18 protein-coding genes are annotated in these 21439 nt (G+C 46.6%); 6 read left to right on the top strand and 12 right to left on the bottom strand.

Going from position 1 to position 21439, the window contains the following annotated elements:
- Positions 1–43 precede the first annotated feature (43 nt).
- Together NWE73_RS04395 and NWE73_RS04390 are read right to left on the bottom strand one after the other, a co-directional pair.
- Positions 44–1000 (bottom strand): HNH endonuclease, encoded by a 957-nt coding sequence (locus NWE73_RS04395; RefSeq protein WP_277577068.1) that lies wholly within the window; start codon positions 998–1000, stop codon positions 44–46.
- Positions 990–1265 (bottom strand): hypothetical protein, encoded by a 276-nt coding sequence (locus tag NWE73_RS04390; RefSeq protein ID WP_277577067.1) that lies wholly within the window; start codon positions 1263–1265, stop codon positions 990–992. The genes NWE73_RS04395 and NWE73_RS04390 overlap by 11 nt, the downstream gene beginning before the upstream one ends.
- A gap of 176 nt (positions 1266–1441) precedes the next feature.
- On the opposite strand from NWE73_RS04390, the gene NWE73_RS04385 reads away from it, so the two are divergent.
- Positions 1442–2227: a hypothetical protein gene (locus NWE73_RS04385; RefSeq protein ID WP_277577066.1), complete on the top strand. Its 786-nt coding sequence runs from the start codon at positions 1442–1444 to the stop codon at positions 2225–2227.
- 134 nt (positions 2228–2361) lie between these two features.
- On the opposite strand, the gene NWE73_RS04380 is transcribed toward NWE73_RS04385, so the two are convergent.
- The 5 genes from NWE73_RS04380 to NWE73_RS04360 are packed head-to-tail and all read right to left on the bottom strand — an operon-like array spanning position 2362 to position 11376.
- Positions 2362–5457, bottom strand: coding sequence for a UvrD-helicase domain-containing protein (locus tag NWE73_RS04380; RefSeq protein ID WP_277577065.1), 3096 nt, complete (start codon positions 5455–5457; stop codon positions 2362–2364).
- Positions 5433–8165: a PD-(D/E)XK nuclease family protein gene (locus tag NWE73_RS04375; RefSeq protein WP_277577064.1), complete on the bottom strand. Its 2733-nt coding sequence runs from the start codon at positions 8163–8165 to the stop codon at positions 5433–5435. The genes NWE73_RS04380 and NWE73_RS04375 overlap by 25 nt, the downstream gene beginning before the upstream one ends.
- Before the next feature lie 7 nt (positions 8166–8172).
- Positions 8173–9291, bottom strand: a complete 1119-nt coding sequence (locus NWE73_RS04370) for a PorV/PorQ family protein (RefSeq protein ID WP_277577063.1) — start codon at positions 9289–9291, stop codon at positions 8173–8175.
- A 12-nt stretch (positions 9292–9303) separates the two neighbouring features.
- Positions 9304–10281 (bottom strand): outer membrane protein assembly factor BamD, encoded by a 978-nt coding sequence (locus NWE73_RS04365; protein ID WP_277577062.1) that lies wholly within the window; start codon positions 10279–10281, stop codon positions 9304–9306.
- A 9-nt stretch (positions 10282–10290) separates the two neighbouring features.
- Positions 10291–11376, bottom strand: a complete 1086-nt coding sequence (locus NWE73_RS04360) for a PorV/PorQ family protein (RefSeq protein WP_277577061.1) — start codon at positions 11374–11376, stop codon at positions 10291–10293.
- 161 nt (positions 11377–11537) lie between these two features.
- On the opposite strand from NWE73_RS04360, the gene NWE73_RS04355 reads away from it, so the two are divergent.
- Positions 11538–12275, top strand: a complete 738-nt coding sequence (locus NWE73_RS04355) for a hypothetical protein (RefSeq protein ID WP_277577060.1) — start codon at positions 11538–11540, stop codon at positions 12273–12275.
- Here the strand turns inward: NWE73_RS04355 and NWE73_RS04350 are convergent.
- A complete protein-coding gene (locus tag NWE73_RS04350; RefSeq protein WP_277577059.1) occupies positions 12272–13468 on the bottom strand; it encodes a PorV/PorQ family protein in 1197 nt (398 codons plus the stop codon). The two genes, NWE73_RS04355 and NWE73_RS04350, sit on opposite strands and share 4 nt — an antisense overlap.
- Positions 13469–13523: 55 nt before the next feature.
- Here NWE73_RS04350 and NWE73_RS04345 point away from each other — a divergent pair, with 55 nt between their 5' ends.
- Positions 13524–14090, top strand: coding sequence for a hypothetical protein (locus NWE73_RS04345; protein WP_277577058.1), 567 nt, complete (start codon positions 13524–13526; stop codon positions 14088–14090).
- On the opposite strand, the gene coaE is transcribed toward NWE73_RS04345, so the two are convergent.
- On the bottom strand, positions 14087–14692 hold the full coding sequence (gene coaE / locus NWE73_RS04340) for a dephospho-CoA kinase (protein ID WP_277577057.1): 606 nt from the start codon (positions 14690–14692) through the stop codon (positions 14087–14089). The genes NWE73_RS04345 and coaE overlap by 4 nt on opposite strands.
- 65 nt (positions 14693–14757) lie before the next feature.
- Between coaE and NWE73_RS04335 the strand changes: the two genes are divergently transcribed.
- Entirely contained in the window at positions 14758–16704 is a 1947-nt protein-coding gene (locus tag NWE73_RS04335) for a serine/threonine-protein kinase (RefSeq protein ID WP_277577056.1), read from the top strand.
- An 80-nt stretch (positions 16705–16784) separates the two neighbouring features.
- On the top strand, positions 16785–18563 hold the full coding sequence (locus NWE73_RS04330; RefSeq protein WP_277577055.1) for an AMP-dependent synthetase/ligase: 1779 nt from the start codon (positions 16785–16787) through the stop codon (positions 18561–18563).
- A 65-nt stretch (positions 18564–18628) separates the two neighbouring features.
- Here the strand turns inward: NWE73_RS04330 and NWE73_RS04325 are convergent, their stop codons facing one another.
- The 3 genes from NWE73_RS04325 to NWE73_RS04315 all read right to left on the bottom strand — a co-directional run bounded on the left by NWE73_RS04325 (position 18629) and on the right by NWE73_RS04315 (position 20329).
- Positions 18629–18922 carry a hypothetical protein gene (locus NWE73_RS04325; RefSeq protein WP_277577054.1) on the bottom strand — a complete coding sequence of 98 codons (294 nt, stop codon included), beginning with the start codon at positions 18920–18922 and terminating at the stop codon, positions 18629–18631.
- Between the two features lie 147 nt (positions 18923–19069).
- Positions 19070–19819 carry a hypothetical protein gene (locus tag NWE73_RS04320; protein ID WP_277577053.1) on the bottom strand — a complete coding sequence of 250 codons (750 nt, stop codon included), beginning with the start codon at positions 19817–19819 and terminating at the stop codon, positions 19070–19072.
- A gap of 3 nt (positions 19820–19822) precedes the next feature.
- On the bottom strand, positions 19823–20329 hold the full coding sequence (locus NWE73_RS04315) for a hypothetical protein (protein WP_277577052.1): 507 nt from the start codon (positions 20327–20329) through the stop codon (positions 19823–19825).
- Between the two features lie 285 nt (positions 20330–20614).
- On the opposite strand from NWE73_RS04315, the gene NWE73_RS04310 reads away from it, so the two are divergent.
- Positions 20615–21223 carry a hypothetical protein gene (locus NWE73_RS04310; protein ID WP_277577051.1) on the top strand — a complete coding sequence of 203 codons (609 nt, stop codon included), beginning with the start codon at positions 20615–20617 and terminating at the stop codon, positions 21221–21223.
- The last annotated feature ends 216 nt before the right edge of the window (positions 21224–21439 follow it).

The following is a 21439-nucleotide window of genomic DNA, read 5'->3' as shown; positions in this document are numbered from 1 at the left end:
CCTTTTTTTTATTTCCGATGCCACTGTTTAGTACTCTGCTGCTCTACACCCGTAGCGGGTGTAGGCCGGATTCTTTCGCATATTTAAAGTTATTATGTTGTCGACATAGCGTTCTTAAATTATCAGGACTGTTGTCTCCACCCGCCCAAACTGGCTTGATGTGATCAATCTGAACGAAACGTGTACTGCCGCAGACTTTCTTAGTCAGTGGATCTTTATATTCACAACATTTTCCTTTAACCAATATTTCCTTTCGAAGGTTCGGACGAATAGATTTTCTTTCGTTGAGTCTAACCTCGGTGGCTGGAGAACTCTGATCATTTTCATTTGTCCGTAACCCCTCTTCTCGGCTTGGTCGTTTAACCTGGCTTTGCCTTTTAACCTGAGCTCGTCGCTCAACTTCCTTCTGCGCAAGATAGCTAAAGACTTTTGCCCACTTCTTTTCAGGGACGTTGTGCGCAATCATATCTTGGGCTTGCTCTAAAATAGTCATTTGCTCTTTGGTGAACGTGATGGTCAAAGTGACGGATTCATCTCGATGAGTTCTCTTGCGATCGTCCGCCCCTCCTGACAGTGACAGCTCTTGCGCCAGAATCAGTTCCGTTTGATCTTGAGTGGTGTACTCAATCTTTCTCAAAAGATCGCACTTCTCATCAACATCCATCCTACGATCTTCAATTTTCTGAACAGTACGAATTGCCTGTTGAACTTTTGAAAGCTGTGAAAGATTTAAGGCTCCAGCCTCGATTTTCTCGGAAATCTGCGGCAGCTCGCGCATCAGCCTGGCAGATTCAATTCTGCGAACAGCTGAAGATGGACTATAACCGAACTCTTTTACCAGGAATTCAAAAAGACTGGGATAAGCCCTCTCGAGATAGATTTTTCGCGCATCAATTTCTGCAATACATTCCAGCACCAAATGCGTGATCTTTCTTTCGGTCTGAACCAACTTCCCAAATCTTGTCATGAGTTCGGTGTTTGATAGAAATTTAATATTCACGAGTTACCTCCTCTACGGATGTGGATTTTTCAGTCCGAAGGTATAACACGGGTTTTAAAAAAGGCTTTTTCGGTGGTTTTCCCAAAGCCATCTGACTTCTGCAAATTAAGAATGTTGCCTGATGAATCGCCCAGAGTTGGGCGCCATTCAACAATTTGAGCAAAAGAATAGCTGGCGCGCCAAGCAGAATTTCAATAGCAGGGATCGTCTGCTTGTGAGCGTGAATGCTCGTCAACAAGAAAAAGATAGTTATTAAAACTTTCATTAACTTTTACTGGCGCACCGATTTTCTAAATTATCTAACAGAGAAAGAAGGCAGATGTGACACCAAAAATAAGTCCATTCCATTTTACGTATATGCCCTTCCACACAGGGACAAAAGTGGACAATCGGTTATTCTGCGCATTTTTGCGCCGCTGGGGACTCAGAAGTATTTGAATAGTGATCGTACCGGCATTAGAAAATCTCAAAATGAGACATGGCATGTGCATTGCTGATACTAAATTTATGGGAAATTTATTTAAAAAAAGTTTTATGCCCTTGATGCTTTTAGGCCTATTAACAACTGGCTGCGTTCCGCAATTTGAAAAGGCGAACGGAGACCTGATGGTGCTCGATAGCTCCAGCGCAGAAGGTCTGCTGTCTAAAACATCTACAGGCAATCAGTCTTTAGGTGATTTGACCACCTTACGAAATCAAGGCTACACCATTAGTTATCTCTCTATGAGCAGTAGCGATATTCAATCTGTTAATGGTCACAATGGTGGCGGCTATAAGATCAGCGGCAGCGCCATCACTATTTATGTTAGCAACGGCTTGGCGTCCCAAGAGCAGGCGCATGTAATCGCACACGAACTTGTACATATAAAAGATGATCTGGAGGTCGACTTCTATCTTCGATCATATCCTTATGTAAGTACAGCATCACAAAACTTCGTTAGTACCTACAAAACACAGGGTGTTAATAATTTTGACCAACGAGTTGTATCTTATGTTCTTGGAACCCTTTTTTGCACAGAGGCCAGGGCGTATAGCCGCAACCAGCAACTAGCTAATGAAGGTCTTCAAACAAATTTTTTCGCCAAAGGTAGTTCGTTGCCTCAGTTTATAGACCAAGCCTACATCGCAAAGTTTGGGGTTAGTTATGGCTCCTACGCGAACAACATGGCCAGCTGGTGCTTAAGCAACAGTTCGATGACTCAAATTCAAGGTCAGTTAGTCTGGTAGAAAAACCTTAGTCACTCGAACTATGCATTTAGCAAACCCGCTGACTTCACAACCAGCGGGTTTTGTTTTTGGACTCGTGATCACTACACCCATAGCGGGTGTGGGCCGGATTCTCTCACCCGGTGGATCAGTTTCTACTTCTTCGCTAGATAGTGTTGAATTTGGGATTCCAGTCGCTTATCGAGGTCTGCCAGGCTTTTGATTTCCTGAACCTTGACCACTTCATCCATTGGGTAAACCACGGCCAGCTTCACCGACTTCACGTTCTCAAGATACTTCATGCGGTGAACCGCCCAGGTATAAGCCTCAAGCTGCTTGAAGGCGGTGTCTGAATAGCGCTGCGAGCCGGTTTTGTAATCGACCATCCAAAGCGTGTCATCGACAATACCCCAAAGGTCTATTTGCCCCTGCATCAAAGAGTTCTGATATGACAATGCAAAGCCCCACTCCACGTGACCCTTTTCAATAATCTCAAGCATCGGCAATTCTTTGGTCGTCGCTAGAAATTCCAGCGGTTTCTTCAAGTCTTCATCCGCAAACTTGGTAAGATCACTATAAGAGGTGTACTTCAGGGCTTCAAAAAGTCTATGCGCATTGGTTCCCTGCTGTGCTCTCGCCAAGCCTGGAGCCAACTGTGAAACACGTGCCGTGAACTCCGCCCCCGTCACTCCTTCCGGAGTCACAAGCTCGGTCACGGAAATATATTTCTTCCGCTCTTCAGATTGCGACGCCTGCCATGGGCTGCGCAGTTCTTTTCTTTGCAAATCTTCCTCGGCCATTTTTCTTGGCTGAGGATTCTCACGACGGACCACATATGAGAAATCCTGCTCTTCGTGCAGACCTTCCTCCAAATTGAGTGGACATTGAGCCGCCCAGGATTTTTTGCCGACTTTATGATCCCAAAGCAAAGTCACACCACTTTTAGCGCGGGTCAAAGCCACATAAAGAACCCGGTTGAATTCTTCAGCCTCGCGCTGACGAAGTTCATCAACAATTTGATCGGCCAGCACACTGCCCGCCATCGCCTGTGACCCTTCATCGCGGACTTTCAAAGTCCATTGCCCCGTTTTTTCGTGGAAGCTGATCATCGGCGCAAAGCTGGCTCGGGGATCTTTCCCCATACCTGGCAAAATCACATGCTCAAATTGCAAACCTTTGGAGGCATGCACGGTCATGAAGTTCACACGTTTGGGCTCGATGACCGGAGTCGCATCCGAGTCTTCACCGCCCTCATCCGTAGACAAAGTATCCAAGCTGGTGTCTAAGAAATCCAGGAAGTTAAATCCTGGACGGCGCTCTTCGCCACTCAATAAGGCAACCACCTTCCAAAGATTTGCTTCTCTTCGTCCGGTTGAATCAATGCGCGCCGAATAGTCAAAAAGTCCCAATTCAACGAGAGCTTTCTTCAATGTCCAGGAAAGACCGCGCTCTTCACTCCAATTCTGCAACTGTTTGAGCAAGTGCAACGGATGAGCCCGCCCCTGATTCTGAGGTTTTGAATCTAGAGCTTTCAGAGCTTCTTTCCAGAAGGAATGCTTAAAGCTGTGACAGTAGGTTAACAGCTCTGAATCTGAAATATGCAACCATGGTGACCGCAACAACGCCACAAAGTTGGCATTGTCATGAGGATTCACCAAGAATTTCAAAATGGCTAAAGCATCCAGAACTTCACGGCGTTCATAAAAACCGCTGCCGCTATGAAGCTGCAAAGGCACACCATATTCTTGAGCCACTTTGGAAATGTCTTCCAGAGTTCGATGGGTTCTGCTCAAAACGCAGATCTGCTCAGGACTCACACCCTCATTCAATAATTCTTGAATGCGAGCCACTGCCGCCAAAGTCTCTGCAGAAATATCATCTTCATCAGAGGTTTCGGTTCGCACCACCTGAACAACCGGATCTGTGGGGCCTTTTTTCTCTTTATTCGGATCTGGAGTCATCGAAGCAAACTGCCGGCCGATTCTGGTGAAATAGTGATTAAAGAACTCCAACACTTCCGGCGACGACCGATAGTTCACAAGTTTCACTTGGACATCACCGTCTTCCGCTTCGATCTCTTTCACTTTATCGTGGAATACTTCAGATCGGGCTCCACGGAAAAGATAAATACTTTGTTGGGGGTCGCCGACCACAAAGACCGGTCTGTTGCCGACAAGTTTCCCAAGCAGTTCCACTTGTACGGGGCTGGTATCCTGATATTCATCGACCATCCAGAAATCCCACTCTAACGAGAACTTCTCGGCAGAGTCCGGAGAATCTTTGATGATCTTATAGGACAAGGTTTCCAAGTCGGCCATCGACAAGAAACCACTTTCTAATTTCAATTTTAAAAAGTCGTCGCAAAAGCTGTTGGCCAACTCCTCGAACAGCTCACAGTTCTTTTGATGCTTGGCCCAGAATTCAGGGCGATAGCGTGGCTCTTCCAAAAGCTTGTCCACGCGACCACGCAATTCCTCCAACTCCTCATTCAGACTTAGACTAAAAGGAGGAGTGGCTTTTCTAAACTGAGGCTTGGTTGTGAAATCCCATAAACTTTGCAGTCTTTCAAAGAATCCCGCAAAGTCTTCATTCTCTACAGACCAATTGAAGGTTCGCAAGGAGGCGGCATAGTCTTTCCATTTATCGTTTTCAGCCTCGTGTTCAATCTCCAAACACACATTCTTTAAACAACCACCAATGGCATCAATCAGCTTCTTGGTTTCCTTTTGCAGCTCCAATTTGGAGATAAAGCTGGCTTTCGGAAAAATAATCTTTTCAGAGAAATACTGCAGCAGCGCGCTTTCCAAAGTTTGGAAATCATACTCTTCCAAGAGTTCCTGCAGTTGTGCATTCTCGAGGATATACTTGCGCATGATCTTACGTGCGTGTCTGCGCACTTCGATTTCACTTAAAATCGAGTAATCCGGCGTCAAACCAATGGATGAGCCATAGCGGGACAAGAACAAACTTAAAACACCATGAATGGTCGAGATCTGAACTTGCGAGCGAGAGCTTACAAACTGAAACAGATCCTCGCGCTTTTCTTCCAAGGCTTTCTTAAGAAGACGCTCCTTCAACTCTTGAGTGGCTTTGCGAGTAAAGGTCGTGACCACAATACGCGGAAACTTCTGATGTCGGATTTTGAAATCATCCGCAAATTGCAAAAAGGTCTTGGTCAGAGTTGTCGTCTTACCCGCACCGGCTCCAGCTCGAAGAATGGTGTTTTTTAATTGAGGTGAGGGGCTCGACATTGTCGTCTCCATTCGCAGGTTGGGCAGGTTTGGAAGTCTGCTGGTTTCGGAGTGGCCTCGCCTTTTTGAATACGATCCAAAGTTCCCATTAAGATTTTACTAAATTCCGTGAGGTAAAGATCCTTCGCCTCGAAGGTGGCATTTTTGTCTTTGCGCTTTGAAGCCGGATACAATGATCCCGCCAGATCTTCAATCTTAAAGCCCTTACGATCAAAAGTGCGGAAGATATAATAGAACAAGCCGATCACCTCGCCCTGCACTTCTTCCATCAAAGACTTTTCCAGAACCCACATATAAAACAGCAACTGTATCTCATGATTCTTCAACCAAGAAGAATGCGCCGTGATTCCCCCCGCCGAACTCTTATAGTCCAAAACAATAAGGTGTTGCTGGTCATCACTGTCAATACGGTCAATCTGGCCGGAAATTCTGAAGGTTCCTGGTTGGGCCTCTTTGCCAATCTCTTCGGTCTTAGGATCCAGATAAAACTCAAAGCGTTTTTCGCGAGCAATCGTTTTGGTCTTCTTAAATTCATTGCGCCAGTTCTTCTCAACCTCTAAGAATCGCTGCCCCAAAAGAATATGCTTCTTTTTAAGTGGCGTCCAAAGTCTTTCGTCTGCAAAAACCAGCTTACGCTCAATACGAATGGTTTCAAGAATGGCATCGAGCTCTTCCAGCTTCCAATCAAAGCGCATTGGTTCAACTGTGAGCTTCTCAAACAACGCATGGGCCAGCTGCCCGCGCGTGCGATGATCCACATCCAGATCAATATCCGGAAGATCTTTAAGTTTGAAATATCTTTGCGCCGCAAAAATGAAAGGGCATTCCAAAAAGCTTTCAATGGCAGACGCCGAAATTCTTGGCAATTCCGCTAAGGTTAAATTCGGCAATTCTTCCTTGCCCAGATCCTGACGAATCCTTTGCTCAAGATCATCACGGCGTAGACTCAACCAGGAGCGTCTTTCATTCTCGGCATTTAAATCCGAGTGCTGCAGTTCATCCCACCGAGTTTCCTTTGGCAAAGCCAAGGCCTCATGATGCTCACTGAGACTCATCCAGAATGTTGATGGAGAACACAAGGAGCCGGAAAGATCTGTCGCTCCGAAGCAGTAAATGTCATGAACCGAATCCGCTTCCGCCAACAAGCGCAATTCAAATTCCAGATCGCTTTGATCCGGATTATCCAAATAGAACCCAATATCCTTAGCCAATTCAAAGTAGTCTTGGCCGGAGAGTTGAGTTTTGTTGCGAGATTTCAAAGACTCATCAGTCAGCCCCACGAAAATTCTATAAAGGGCTTTTTCACTGTGCGCCGACATCAGCTTCGTGACCAGAATGCCCGACGACTCCCCTTTTTCAAGGCTGTACTCTTTCGCGGCGACGATACTCTCAAGATAGCTCAGCCACTCTTTCCAAATCAATTTGGTGTTGGCTGTGGCGTTTTGCAAAAGCTCACGAAGCACCACTTGCACAATCTCAGTCTCACTGGTGTGCCATTCTTTCAGCGCGGTCCCGACAAACTCTTCTCGGCTTACTAATCCTGAAATATCCAACTGTCCCGAGAAGATCTTATAAACGATCTCATTACGAGCTAGGTCTTCATTCACATAGAGACTTTTAAACAGCGACTTAAATTCTTCATAGCGAAGATCCTGCGATTCACCTTTATCAAAGAAGGCAATTTCCAGATCCGAAGAAGACAGGCGTCCACTTTTTGAGCGTAAAGTCGCCAGCCATCTTGTTACCGACGGTAAGCTTTGCGCCTTGTGAGTAATATCTTTTTGATAGGGAATACCTTCTTCGGCTAGAAAGGCCTGAAGAACCGGCCAGTAAGTTTCAATATCAGGCGCAATGATCGCAATAGATGTCGCAGGAATTCCCGCATTCAACCATTCGCGCACCTGGCCCACGCTGTTTTTAATTTCAGCGAGCATTCCTGAAAAACGCAAAATCTCTTTGGTCTTTTCTTTTTTGGCGATGGGTTGAAGCTTTATCGATTTGGTGCTTTGTGCGCGCAGTTCATCGTATGGTCGAAGCAGGAAATGAAAGTCCGCACGCCATTCCGGAGAAGGCTCAAGCACAATCACGTCAATGGAACGGGAAATCGCATGCAGAATCTCGGATTCGACCCGGGAAATCTCCCCACTCAAATCCACAATCAAAGGAATGTTCCACACTCTTTCAAGTTCATTGAAGTTTTGCAGATAAGCGGTGATCCAATCAGAAGTAATCACATTGTGTTCTTCAATCAGCTTAATCGCACAAAAGCGGGCGCGCAGATACCATTCACGCCAGCGATTCTTGGCTTCGGGATGATTCTCAAACCACTCATCCAGACGCTTAGTACCTTCAGGATGGAAAATGATCGCCGCCATTTGGTCGATATACGAGAAAACTGTGTCTTCGGCGGAAGAGTTCACACCGAGGACATCGGCGTTCTCATCCATGATCGTACGAAGCAATGAGCGCGCAAAAGGATCGCTGATCAAGCGAAGGCGCGGCTCCAGGCGTTTAAGCAACATCTTCCACAGATCGCTGGCACGCAAAACTGATTCGTCGATGTATTGACCATCGCGAGCCAGGATCTTCTGTTGCAGTTCAAACTTAGTGCGTAGATCCGACACGAGCCAGGATTGTTCACGAGGATTATAATTGGCAAACAGCTCGTTTACTTGCGAGCGATTTTCTATGGAAATTATTTGCAACATTTATGGACTACCGGCGTTGTTTGAGTTTTCTCTTCTTGCCGTTATTATCCGTGAAATGGAAGTTAGCATCAAAGCTTAAATCAATGCTAAGGCTCACCGCATAGCGATTCTCTGCCGTTTGGCCTGGATAGACGCCAAGCTCCTCGGTGTAACTAACAGCATCAATATGGAAAATGAGAATATTCACACCCAAACCATAGCTGAAGTAACCTTGGTTAATACCCGCTCTGAGATCGATCAAAGGCAAAGAGAGCTCCGTGCCTAAATGAATTTTCTTACCAATTTGAATATCTGGCTCCAACAAATGGCGCAATTCCGCTCCCGCTGTCCAATCAATCCCCGGAAGATCAAAACCCAAACCCGCACCGACACTCAAATTTTGTTCTATATGTGGTGGCGCATCCGTCCCACTTGTTTTGGTAAATGCGGTTCCTCCAACATCTTGCCATACCAACGCAAAAGTGGGCCCCAGAGGAAGTGGAAGCGTAGTCATCGCGGCCAAATCAAGACCGTAACCAACACCTTTGTTATCAAAGTTACTTCCAATGTCCGAAAAGCTTGCCCCGTTGGCAATGGTCGTGAGACCGAGATCTTTTTCTTCTCCGCCCCAACGATTGATGCGTTTAAAGTTCATACCCAAATAACTATCAGGCCCAAGCGGCACCGCGCCCCCCAAGACATACCCTGAGTCATTTAAGAAGAAGGTTTTGAACTGAGGGTAAGCGGGATTATGAAGCTCCAAGGAAACATCATAGTTTGTGAAGTATCCCAAACCGAAATAAGGAAGGGCCACCGCAGCTTTAGCGACCGCTTGCGCGGCAATTCTTTTACCAAAGAGACTGTCAAAAGAGGATGGATCATTCGGATCAAAACTTGTTAAGGTGTCGATTTCCGAAATACTATCACTGTTAATTCCAACTCCTACGTTTGCCAAAAGAAGATTCATTCCCTTCAGCCTGCCCAATGCTGCTGGATTATAAAATAAGGCATCTGCATCATTCACGATCGGAATATACATCCCCCCCATTCCCAAAGAACGAAGCGAACGAGCCGTCTCATAGACCTGCTGCGCGGCGACCGCCTGAGAGAAGACCATTAAAAGTAAGGAGGTTATGATCTTTATCATCAGCACGACATCCTACGGTACAATCTTATGAAATGGACAGCAGACACCGGCATAGTCTGCTGGCACTGCTGGAGGAGCATGCATTGGGGCTGAAAAAGTTGTTCCCAAGGTGCATGAACCAAAGCCCTGGGCCGTTGTATCTAAAATCAATCGAAATCCATAAATGACTTTAGGATCCACCACCAATGCGGGATCCGTAATCGTGCAAGTTATCCCGACGGAGGTACAAGCCGTCGTAATATTGGAGATCGCTCCCACGACGCTGTTGCCAGCCCCAAGAACATCACCCAATGCCGTTAAATTTTCAGTAATTAATCCCACACCAGCCGCAACCTTTTGGATATCTGCGGTCGTTAGATAATGAGCCGGGGCTGCGAGAGGAGGAAGATAGTCATCCAACGGATCTTCTGCATTTGTCCATGGATGTTGAGCAACTCCGGCCACCCAATCATCACAAACATTTGATCCTGCATCCACAATTCCATCATGATCGACAGCATCCAACTTCGCTGCCAATGTTGTAGAAATACGAGCCAGGCCCAATATGGAAATAAACAAGTTTTCATCAGCCGTGCGTACACCCACGGCGCCAATCTGCTGCATAATAGTGATCGCACTCTCACAGGCTGATGGCGTCACAGTGACTCCGGAAAAAAGATTCATCATATACGGAAAGATATTGGCCGAACCACCAGAAGCATTTTTAAGACCATTCACCAAAGTGGAGAATTTAATTCCGCATTTACCCGCATAGGCTCCGGCACGAGTATTCAGAACATCTCTGCGAGTTTTGAATCCCGCTGACAATTGATTTTCTAAAATATCAATGGCGTTATCCCACTGCAAAGCATCGATCTTCTTTTGCGCATCAGCGTATAGAGCTTCATCAGAATCTTTAGAGGCATAGTCCTCAAAAACATTCGGCTTCGCACAGGACATGGTTAGTCCCAGACAAGCAATTAGAATAAGAATGTTTTTAAACTTGCTCATGCCTCATCCTTAAAAGCGGTATGCAAACTTCAATGAATAACGGCGATCTTCTTTTGGCGTATCGACAGTTCCGATTTCCTCACCGTAACTAGCGAGCTGCCACTGGAAGCGTTCCGATGCGAGTTCCAATCCCGCTGTCCAATACCTTTGATTATAACCCGCCCGAACAAAGAACACATCCCCGAGGTTCAATTCGATACCAGCATGTAAAAGCTTAGCTTTATCAGGCTCATCCGCTGTTGTTAATAAGCCACGGTACTCAACGGTCCACGTTGATCGAACATAATTACTATGAATTGGGAAGAGTGCCGCAGCGACATCTAAATCCTGAGACACTACGTTCGGGCGCCCCGTCGTCGACATGCGAAATCCTGATCCCTGATTGAAACTAGTGCCACCGATGTCTCTAAGGACTGCGGAAACTGTAGGAAGAAAAGTCCAAGGAGCGGAAAGAATCAATCCGACATCTGTCGAAAGACCCAAGCCCGAGTTAGCAATATCTTTATACTCCAAAGAGCCTGAAGAGCTCAAAGCGGTGTTATCAACTTCCACCCGATCAATCAGCTTGGTGTTAACTCCAAGTTTGATTCGACCATCGAAGAACCGGAAATTGAAACCCAAGACAGCAGCTAAATCGCTGCGATAGTAAGTGTCAATAGTAGTTCCGTCTGCGCTCATCTGCGCATCAAGTAAAGAATTTCCATAGATACCGATACCAAAATTTCTGCCAACAATAGACGGAAACAATTGGGCTTTCGCGTGATAGTACGAACCACGATTTGCATCCAAAGCTGGTTTTACGTCTGATAGATTGAAGGGATTAGAATAGGCCGAGTCCGCATACATATCATTGGCATTGGTATTGGACTCGATTTCCGGGTCAAAGATTGTCCCGTAAATATCGCGCAGCTTTCCCAGCCCCGCAGGATTCACCAACAAAGCAGTTTCATCATTCACGACGGCAATACAGGCACCGCCCATAGCTTGACAGCGAATGCCTGAATAGAAAGAGCGACGTTCCCTGGCATTCACATCCAATGTGAATCCAAGCAATAGAACTATTTGAATGAGAGCAATCCAGAAAATCCTTTTCATAGGCCTCTCGCTTTAAGTGGTCAAAAAAACTTCATCTTCTCTATCGGCAGACTGGGGCCTCACATTGAGACGTCTCAATAAAATACGGTCCTAGGTACTGAGTTAAGGTCCTCGACTAAAAGCCGATAAGTACTTTGGTGGTACTCAAGAGGAGTTTGAAAATGTTCTCTAAGAAATTTGCAGCTGTAAGTTTTTTCATCGGGCTTTCCTCGCTGTTGGCGGGATGCGAGCAAGAAACGACAAAAGACCAGGTCGCTGATGCGCAATATTGCCTCGACAAAGCCACCGACGCCTCGAGCGCCAATGCCTGCGTCGCGAAGATTGCTTCAATTAATACTCCTACAGCCAATGCGCTTCGCTGCTCTGCGGGTTTCATCGCTGCGGGTGTGACGAAAACGGAAAATCTTTCGAAAGCTTTGACTGCAATTAAGGACAGTAACAGTGGTGGCAGCAGTGCTACGGCGATGATGTCTTTTTTGAACTTGGGCTCAAATGCGGATGCGACATTTGATGCCTGCGTGGCCTCTCAAAATAAAGGAATGGCTTTGGTTGCGGCTATGGCAAAAACGGCCACAACTCTTATTGCACTGATTCCTAGCTTCGATCCTGATACCATCCAGGCTGACTTGGAAACAGAAATTGCAAACTTAGCGGCGGCAGATCCAAATGATCCAGCAGTTGCCGCAAAGCTTGAGTCCGTTGGCTCTGCCATTGCCACCGTTTATCAGGCTACTTGTTCTGGAAGTAATAATGCCAATTCTGACATCTGCGGATCAATCGATGACGCTTTGGCAAGTCTGCCGCCTAGCGGTGACGGCCAAAGCATCGACCTTTCAAGCACAAGCCCCGCAGAAATCGGCAAGCAACTTGTCGACTTCTGGAAGGCACAAAATCTTTAGAAATCTAAGCTGAGTTTCGTTGCATACACGCGGCTTTCAACAGGTGTGCTTTTCGATCCCACGTCGTTCGCATAGCTAACCACATCAAGATTGAAGATCCCCAACTCTGCAGATAGCCCCGCAGTCCAATAGCCTTCGCTAAAGCCACCGCGGTAATGCCCTTTCCACCAGCTTGAAACCGTCCAATCGAACTCCAAACCCGCGTGAAGACTTTTACGCCAGCTAAAGTCAGGATGCCCCATATCGCGCACATCAAGTACGCCACGGCCTCCAAAGATCCAAGCGGCTGGATACTCCCAACGCGTTCCCACGTCGACAACACGATACAGCTTTTCAGGTGTCCCCTCTTGGGCTTCTTTGTTCACCAATTTCAGTGAATGTCCAAAGCCTGTCTCAGCCACATTGCGCACAACTGCACCGAAGGTGGGACGAGCCAGTCTCAGAACTGACCAAAATCCTTCATCAGGAATTTCCGGAGTCCACAACAGTCCAATGTCAGCATCAACTGTGTAACCCTCAATTAGATCTTCCTTCCTCACGATCTGGCTGCTGGCAGCAAGATCCACGGCACTGATTGCTTTACTGAAGAATCCGCGATTCACAAACTTCCCGGTGATACCCATCGAGAAGCGACCGTAATCAAACCAATGAAGATCATCTGCATACGACAAAGCCAAGGTCGTATCGGCATACACAGTGGTATTCATCGTCGGGCCCACCTGCTGATGCATCGCCATTTCCACAGAAAGATCCATGGGAATAAGAGCCACTCCCCATTTCGGGCGAACCCAAACTGCATCCACCGGACTCAAGCGAAGCGAGTAAACATCACCATAATGCTTTTGAATAAGATTGAGATAGTCTGTCTGCTTGTCAGTTTCAGTCTTCCCGGATCCTTCGATGGCTTTATACTCATCGTAAAAATCCTTCGCCCCCGGCGTCGCTCCCACTCCCAAAGACAAATTCACTTGGCCCTGCTCCAATCGAGCTAGACCCGCGGGATTATAAAAAATCGCAGAGTAGTCATTCGCCACAGCGACAAAGGCATCCCCCATCCCCAATGCACGAGGTGCCTGATATTGATGATGAATCGTCGTGCTGACACTGTCCGTGGCCATTGCATTTTGACTAAGAGATACTGACAACAGGCCCACAGCAAGACCTGTGAGGAGAGAATTTCCTCGATTAACCATATTTATGCCTCCGAAGTGCTTAACAACATTGTAGAGATAAATTATGCTTTGTCTTATGCGACTTTTACGTTCGATCCTTTTTTTGACCTTGGTCTTGAGTGCTTTCATCTCGGAGGCCGCTCCGAAAACTAAAACCACTTTAGAGCCTTCGCCATTGACGACGCAGGAAGATCCCTTTTTGAAGAAAAAGAATCTAAGCTTCCAAGATAGGATCCCCACTTCACAAATCAATGTGGCCTTAGGATATGCGGGCGGAAACTTTCTTGAGAATGACCAATGGGCCCAAGGGGTCTTATTGTCTTTAAGATATTCGTCTTTAAAAGGAACCGACCTGTTGCCCACCTGGGATTTCCAAGGCGAACTGAACAAGGACAACATTCTTGGGGTCTTCGTCGGTAAACGCTGGTATGTCAGCGAAGACGACTATCACCCTTATGTCCGTCTGGCTGCAGGCAGCTTCTTTGATGCCTCCGGTGAGCTCGCTAATTTTGTGCAGATAAAAAGATGGCGCCTGCGCGCCTCAGCCGGAGCGGGCACTAAATTCACTTTTGAATTTGGTTTTGGCCTTGCGGTCACTGGTCCTGATCTATTTGGGCAGTTCGGCTACAACTTCGACTTCTAATTTTTTTTCAGCTCTTCCAGCCAGGCAACCAGACGATCAATCTCTTTCAGCAGATGCTGCTCGTCTTTGTTGTTATAAAGAACAAAATCGGCTTTCTCTTCTTTGAATTTAATGGGGATCTGCGAAGCAATACGCATTTCAATCTCTTCGTCGCTCAACTGATTGCGACGGCGCAGACGTTCCCGCTGCTGCTCGCGGGTGCACGAAATAACGATGATCTTATCAAATTGCTCTTCCGCCTTGGTCTCAAACAAGAGTGGAATATCATAGATGACCAATGCGGCCCCTTGATTTTCATAACCACGACGAAGCCTTCTCGTTTCCTCGCGGATCAGCGGATGAGTTATTGCCTCCAGTTTATGGAGAAGATCGGGATTGCCAAAAACTTTCTGGCCGAGCTTACGACGGTCCAGGTTTCCATCGGCCAATAAAATATCTGGTCCAAATTCTTCCACGATAGACTTAAGTCCAGAAGATCCAACTTTGACGACCTCTTTTGCAATATGATCGGCATCAACGACGGGAATGGCACGTTCCACGAGCTTCCGACTCACGGTGCTCTTGCCGCAAGCTATACCTCCGGTCAGTCCAACCCACTTCATATCCGAATCTCCTTAAAGAATATCCATATTTTACCGATAGTCTTCTCAAAGGGGAACAGCTTTTCATGTCTCAAGCACTGGAACAGTTCGGAAAATATATACTTCTAGAGCGTCTCGCTGCGGGCGGCATGGCCGAAGTGTACCTTTCTAAGTCGACAGGTGCCGTGGGTGTTAATAAATTTGTCGCTATCAAGCGCATTCTCCCTCAGTACTCAGATCATCAAGAATTCATCGACATGTTCAAAGAGGAAGCGAAAATCGCTGTCAACCTCAACCACGGCAACGTGGTTTCCATCTATGACTTCGGTGTTGAGAAAAGTCAGTTCTTCCTGGTGATGGAATACGTCGAAGGCCGCAATCTTCGTCAGATTCTCAACGAACTAAAAAAATCAAATACTCAGTTTACGATCGAACAGATCGTTTTCATGATCAAAGAAGTTGCTGCCGGCTTGGACCACGCCCATCGCTGTATTGATGGTACGACAGGTCGTCCATTGAACATCGTACATCGTGATATGAGTCCGCAGAACATCATGGTCAGCTTCGAAGGTGAAGTAAAGATCATCGACTTCGGTATCGCCAAAGCGGAAACGCAAATGGAAGCGACCAAAGCCGGAACTCTTAAGGGTAAATACGGCTACATGAGCCCTGAGCAGGCCGATGGACAAAACATCGATCCGCGCACAGATATCTTCTCTATGGGTATTGTGTTGTGGGAGCTTTTGGCGAATGATCGCCTATTCACTTCGAACAGTGAAGCGGCAATTCTGCGTAAAATCCGCGAATGCCAGGTTCCTTCCATTCGTAAAATCAATCCGTCTATTCCTCCGGAGCTTGAGCGCATCGTCAATAAAGCTTTGGCAAAAGATCGCAGCCTTCGTTATCAAACAGCGGCGGCATTGCACCGTGATTTGAATAGATTCTTAAACACCCAGTATCCCGAGTTTTCTCCACACGACTTCAGTGTGTTTATGAAGAATGCCTTCTCTCAAGTTTTCCTAGAGCAACGCCGCAAACTTGTGGAGTTCGCGAAGATTCAAGCTCAGGCGACTGAAGACAAAACAATTGTTACGCAAAATGATATCCGCGTTCCTCCCAAGAATGTCCCGAAAGCTCCGGTTGCAGCCGATGACAGCTCAGAGGAAAAACTGGATATCAATACGTCGACAGATATTCGGGTCAACTTAGATAGTTTGAAAGCACCACCTCAGCCTTTAGGTCCTAAGACAAACACCAATATCACACACACTCGCACATCTGCGGGTTCGGGAACTCTTACAGGCAATCATGGTACGATGACTCGCACTCCATCTGGAATGGGTACACGCACCGCCATTAAGAGTTCAAAGCCAGGCCCTGACTATACAGGTTATGCGATGAAAGCCGTCATGGGTTTGGTCATCGCCGTCGGCGCATGGTGGAGTTACAATAATTTCATCGTTAAAAAATCAACTAAAAATCCAGCCTCAACTGTGGGTCTTCCACCAACGAGTGCTTCAGCGACTCCGGCAGAAACGGCAGCCCCTGCTTCAGTGGGCGACGTGCAGCAACTAGATCAAGCAGCCACGGCTCAAGAGTACACTGTCATGATCAAGAGTAATCCGGATAAGGCTCGCGTCGTAATCAACGGCGTCGACACCGGTGGCTACACACCAATGAGAAAGACACTCAGAGCCAATGTCCCTGCGAATATCCGTCTTGTAAGAGAAGGCTATTCCGATTATGTAACGACATATACACCGACGACAGATGTCGGAACTATTGATGGCAATCTGCAAAGATTGGTACGCGTAGCTACTTTGTATATTAAAATTGCAAATGGTGGAGCAAATCCTGAATTGCGTATCTCAGGAGTCCCTGTAGATATTAAGTCAGAAAACGACGCTTACTACATTCAGGCAGAAGTCGGTGTTAAGATACAAGCATTCAATAAACTGACAGGACTGTCGGCAGAAAAGACTGTTATGATTCATGCCGATCAAAAAGAAACTGTCGAGTTGTATTTAAAATAAGATCACAGCAGAAAAGATCTCAAAGAAGATATACACTCTTGAGGTCTCAGTAGTACGGCAGCTTGAGGAGTATTCTGAACATGACCACAAAAATCACCCTGGGTAATTCCATTCTAGAAATGCGTTCTCGCGATCCTCAAAGGGAAGCCGTCAAATTTAAGGTCGATGACAAATGGGTTACCAAGTCTTGGCCAGAGTATTACCAAGACATTGAAACGATCGGCTCGGCTTTGCTCTCTATGGGTATCAAGCCTGGGGACCGAGTTGCCATCATGGCCAACACTCGCTACGAGTGGTCCGTGGCTGATTACGCAATCTTTGGCATCAAAGCCATTACTGTTCCGATCTATCAGAATAACACTCCTGAAGACGTTGAATATATTTTGAATAATAGCAAAGCGCGCTTCGTAATTACCGAAACGCGCGGACCTCTAAAAATCTTCCAAAGCGTGAAGGCACAGTGCCCTTCCGTGGAAAAAGTGATTGTTTTCGAAGACACTTGTCCCGATCCAGAGGTCATCACTTGGAAGACCCTGCACGAAATCGGAAAGAAATATCGTCAGACGAATTCGCAAGCCTACAAAGAACTTTGTGAAACCTTGACTCCTGAAGACACCGCAACTCTGCTTTATACTTCAGGCACGACCGGTCGTCCTAAGGGTGTTGTTCTGACACATCTTCAGGCGATCAGTGAGGTTTCCGAAGCTTTTCCACTTTGTGGCGCTACCGAAAAAGACACATCTTTAAGCTTCCTCCCCTACGCACATATTCTTGGGCGCATAGAACATTGGGGACATGCCTATATCGGTTTCACCATGGCCTACGCTGAAAGCCTGGAAAAAATCCGCGGTAACATGATTGATATTCGTCCGACATTTTTGATGTCGGTGCCACGTATTTTTGAAAAGATATACGCAGCGATCTGGGCGCAAATTCAAACTCAACCTTTAAAAATGAAACTTTTCGAATGGGCATTGTCTGTTGGAAAAAAAGTGGGCGAATATAAAATGAGTGGCCAAGCCTTGCCATTGGATTTGCTCTTAAAATATGAAGCCGCTCGAAAACTTGTCCTAGGTAAAATCTCGGACGCATTTGGCGGTCGTTTGCGTTTTGCCATCAGTGGTGGAGCTCCGATTTCAAAAGATATCGCCCTCTTCTTTCACTCTGCAGGCGTCTTAATTCTTGAAGGCTATGGTCTGACCGAAACGACAGCAGCTATCACCGTGAACACTCCGTTCAACTACCGCTTCGGCAGTGTCGGCCGTCCGATTGGTGAAGTGAAATTGAAAATCGCCGAGGACGGCGAGATCCTAGTGAAGAGTGATAAAGTTATGAAAGAATATTACAACGATCCGGAAGCAACGAAAGAAGCTTTCACAGATGGTTGGTATCACACCGGCGATATCGGCGAACTTCTGCCTGGTGGCGACCTTAAGATCACTGATCGCAAGAAAGACCTCATCAAAACCGCTGGTGGAAAATACGTGGCTCCGCAGCGCCTTGAAGGCCTGTTGAAACTTTGTCCTTATATCACTAATGTTTTGATCCACGGCGATCAAAAGAAATATATCGTCGCTCTTTTGACAGTAGATCGTCCGGGTCTGGAAAAGCTGGCGAAAGAAAAGGGCGTTGCTTTCAAAGACTGGCCAGAACTTGTGAAAAGCTCGTTTGTGAATGAAATCATTCGCAAAGCCGTGGCCGATGCGAACACGCAACTGGCAAGTTACGAGTCCATCAAAAAGTTTTTGATTCTCCCTGAGGAATTCACTATTGAAGCTGGGGAACTCACTCCTTCACTCAAAGTGAAAAGAAAATTCCTCGACAAGAAGTTCACCAAAGAAATCGAAAGTCTTTACTAGTTCTGACTTTCGATTCTTCGGTAGCCTAGCCAGTTAAGGACTTCATTTCCTAACTGGCAAAAAAACTACTGGCACTGCACGTTTGCAGTAGCATTCACGAAATAGTATCCACCATTTGCGTAAACATATGCGTACTGATAGCCACCAGCTGGCACCACAACCTGGAACCAAGCATTTGCCCAAATACCAGTTTGAGTAAGACCAAACACCTGACCTTGGCAGACAACATCGAATCCATAAGGATTCACAACTTGCACAGCAGCCCACTGTGGAGTCACTTGAAATTGCATTTGCGGAATCCATGCAAAGCTAACAGCAGGAATCAAAAAGCCAAGAACAGCCACGAAAAGATTTTTCACATTAAACTCCTTAGTAAACAACTTTGAAAGCCTCGTAACACAGGCCCAGTCAGCAATTCAACTAAGAAGCACCGCATACAAATTACGCGCACGAAACCAGGTCTCAGACTCGGTTTAAACGTCTTTGAAGGTAGCGAGATTCATTCGCTACATATAGAAACGGAAGCTGAGCCCCAGGAACATACCCGAGAGATCGATATTGCGTTGAGAGCCGTTGTTCAACACGGCGTCGCCGTCATTGTGAGCAGTGCCGAAATAACTTCCACTGCGAGTGTACTTGAGATCTTCAATGTTCAGTTTTCTGTAGCCGAACTCAAATAACATTGTTGTGGTGTCAGTGAGGAAGCTTTCATGTCCCAGGGAAGCTCCGTACAGGATGCCCGTCCCTTTCGCTTCCATTTTGTCGTCCATGCCAGGGTAAGCGGCCTGGCCAGCCGCCGTCAGCGTATAGCTGTTTTTCAAAGTGACAGTGGCATAACCTGCGGTCGCGGAAATGAAGGAGCGACTGTCTGCGGTTTTTCTGAGGTTGATATCAAAGGTGATCTTTGGAATGTAGCCCAGGATATCTGATGTTTCTGTATAGAGGTCCGTCGTGGCATTCTTGCCAACGAGATTTTCAAGGCTTTGTGGCTTCAGAAATTCAAAACCGAAACGAACGCTGGCAATCGGAGTTGAATAGACCACACCGAATTCGCCGGAGTAGTTGTATTTAACTTCATTGGAAATCGTGACTGAAGAGCCCGCTTCATTTTCAAAAGCGGACTGCCCTACCGCGGAAGTTCCTCCGGTGAATCCGAAGTAGGCCGCGATATTTTCACGGCCCAAATCGAAAATCCTCGCTTCTGCTGAAGCCGAAAGGAAGATCAGTGCTAAGGGAAGAAGCCTTTTGAAGGACACCTATTACTCCGTGATAAGATCGACAACCACTTTGCTTGTCGTCGCTTTACCCATTACTTGGTAAACGCGAACTTTCGTGTTCTTTTTTAAATCCATCGTGAGGTTCAAAGAGTTATCAACAGGCTCAAGACTCATCACAGTGCGAGTCACCGCGATAGAGTTTTTCAATTTCGCGTTCAAGGCGGCCTGATCCAAATTAGAGTTTGGCATTTGCGCGAAGTCGATAACCAAACGTTGCGGATTGTTTTTCAATTCAGCATGGTAGTAACCAGGCCAGCCGCGCATCACCGCTCCGGCTTTATCACCGACATCAAAGACCAAACGTTCAATTTTTTTATCTGCCGTACGACGCACATCCAACAAAGTGAAACCAGAACCCGCCAGGCCACCATAGGTCGCACCCTCTCCAGAGAGAATTTTTGGGACCGCAGGAGCTGCTGATTTTGTAGCGACAGCCGCAAAAGTCGGAAGAGCAAAAAGCAAAGTTGCAAAACATGTGATGAGTTTCATAATCGATTCCTTTCGATTGACCCCCTTAAGATTGCCATGCCTTCTGCCATCCCTCCAGAAAAAACAGCCCCCCCAGCAAAAGGTGCCAGGCACCTTTTGCTTCACTCATCGTGTTAAAGAGGGCCTTCTGCGGCGCAAGGTGCCCCTTTTGGTCACTCCTTTTAAAGAAAATACCTCTGAGATCGAATTTATCCCCTTTTGAGAAACTTTTGGAAGGGCACGAAACTTGGAACATTAAAATCCTGTAGACGATTTCGTTCTCTTATTACTCTTTGGAGGAGCCCCATGAAACGGCTTGTATTCATCATTTTTGCACTCTTTGTCGCAGCCTGCGCTGATAAAGGCGGCGGTGGCGGTAGCAATACGATTGCGGTGACTCCGACAGACATGGGTTGCATCAACGGAAGCACCGTTTGTAATACGGGCGCGTATGCAAACTATAATGGTTGGACGACTTATTCCCTCCCTTATGGATCGACTCAATACAACTATTCAAATTACTTTAATCAATATGGATTCTGTGGATGTCCTCAAGGATATTCTCCTGCGTACAACGGTTCCATGGGACTTGGTTGCATCAGCAATCAATATCTCCAACCCGTTTACAACTACACAGTGTTCATGATTTTCGGTTCTAGCTTCACAGGCTGGGGCGGTGGCGGATCGGTGAATAATCAGCCACAGGTTTCCAATATTCCTGGTTCACCAAATCAGGGAACATGTAACAGAAATTTGACTCAAAGCTGTCTCCTCGACCAGGCCAATTCTTGCAGCACAGGGGCGACTTGCCGCCAAGTGATTAGCGGGTCGAACTTGGGAGTCTGTGTTAATCCCAACCAGATTCCAAGCTATCCAAGTTATGGATACGGTGGCGGCTACGGGTATTACTACTAGAAAATCGAGAAGCGCACCTCTTCTCACCGGTTTTTACCGGTCCAATACGGTGCATTAATCATGGGCCTTCGAGGTATCAAAACCTCGAAGGCCCTTTCCATTTTATCAGCCCTCAGATTCAAATTATGACACTTCGAGGATATTCCTCAAACAACGCACAGAGACAACATACAGAGGCGATCAACAGCAACGACACTTCATCGCCGCCGAAGTGAA

The organism is Bdellovibrio svalbardensis, assembly GCF_029531655.1.
GTDB classification, from domain to species: Bacteria; Bdellovibrionota; Bdellovibrionia; order Bdellovibrionales; family Bdellovibrionaceae; genus Bdellovibrio; species Bdellovibrio svalbardensis.
The sequence above is the reverse complement of the archived record's forward strand: the minus strand, read 5'-3'. Positions and strand labels throughout refer to the sequence as shown.

What these genes read in the sequence shown, in the direction of transcription:
- NWE73_RS04390 (WP_277577067.1), bottom strand. Translation starts at nt 1,265, where the DNA reads ATGAAAGTTTTAATAACTATCTTTTTCTTGTTGACGAGCATTCACGCT.
- NWE73_RS04380 (WP_277577065.1), bottom strand. Translation starts at nt 5,457, where the DNA reads ATGTCGAGCCCCTCACCTCAATTAAAAAACACCATTCTTCGAGCTGGA.
- NWE73_RS04375 (WP_277577064.1), bottom strand. Translation starts at nt 8,165, where the DNA reads ATGTTGCAAATAATTTCCATAGAAAATCGCTCGCAAGTAAACGAGCTG.
- NWE73_RS04370 (WP_277577063.1), bottom strand. Translation starts at nt 9,291, where the DNA reads ATGATAAAGATCATAACCTCCTTACTTTTAATGGTCTTCTCTCAGGCG.
- NWE73_RS04365 (WP_277577062.1), bottom strand. Translation starts at nt 10,281, where the DNA reads ATGAGCAAGTTTAAAAACATTCTTATTCTAATTGCTTGTCTGGGACTA.
- NWE73_RS04360 (WP_277577061.1), bottom strand. Translation starts at nt 11,376, where the DNA reads ATGAAAAGGATTTTCTGGATTGCTCTCATTCAAATAGTTCTATTGCTT.
- NWE73_RS04355 (WP_277577060.1), top strand. Translation starts at nt 11,538, where the DNA reads ATGTTCTCTAAGAAATTTGCAGCTGTAAGTTTTTTCATCGGGCTTTCC.
- NWE73_RS04350 (WP_277577059.1), bottom strand. Translation starts at nt 13,468, where the DNA reads ATGGTTAATCGAGGAAATTCTCTCCTCACAGGTCTTGCTGTGGGCCTG.
- NWE73_RS04345 (WP_277577058.1), top strand. Translation starts at nt 13,524, where the DNA reads ATGCGACTTTTACGTTCGATCCTTTTTTTGACCTTGGTCTTGAGTGCT.
- coaE (WP_277577057.1), bottom strand. Translation starts at nt 14,692, where the DNA reads ATGAAGTGGGTTGGACTGACCGGAGGTATAGCTTGCGGCAAGAGCACC.
- NWE73_RS04335 (WP_277577056.1), top strand. Translation starts at nt 14,758, where the DNA reads ATGTCTCAAGCACTGGAACAGTTCGGAAAATATATACTTCTAGAGCGT.
- NWE73_RS04330 (WP_277577055.1), top strand. Translation starts at nt 16,785, where the DNA reads ATGACCACAAAAATCACCCTGGGTAATTCCATTCTAGAAATGCGTTCT.
- NWE73_RS04315 (WP_277577052.1), bottom strand. Translation starts at nt 20,329, where the DNA reads ATGAAACTCATCACATGTTTTGCAACTTTGCTTTTTGCTCTTCCGACT.
- NWE73_RS04310 (WP_277577051.1), top strand. Translation starts at nt 20,615, where the DNA reads ATGAAACGGCTTGTATTCATCATTTTTGCACTCTTTGTCGCAGCCTGC.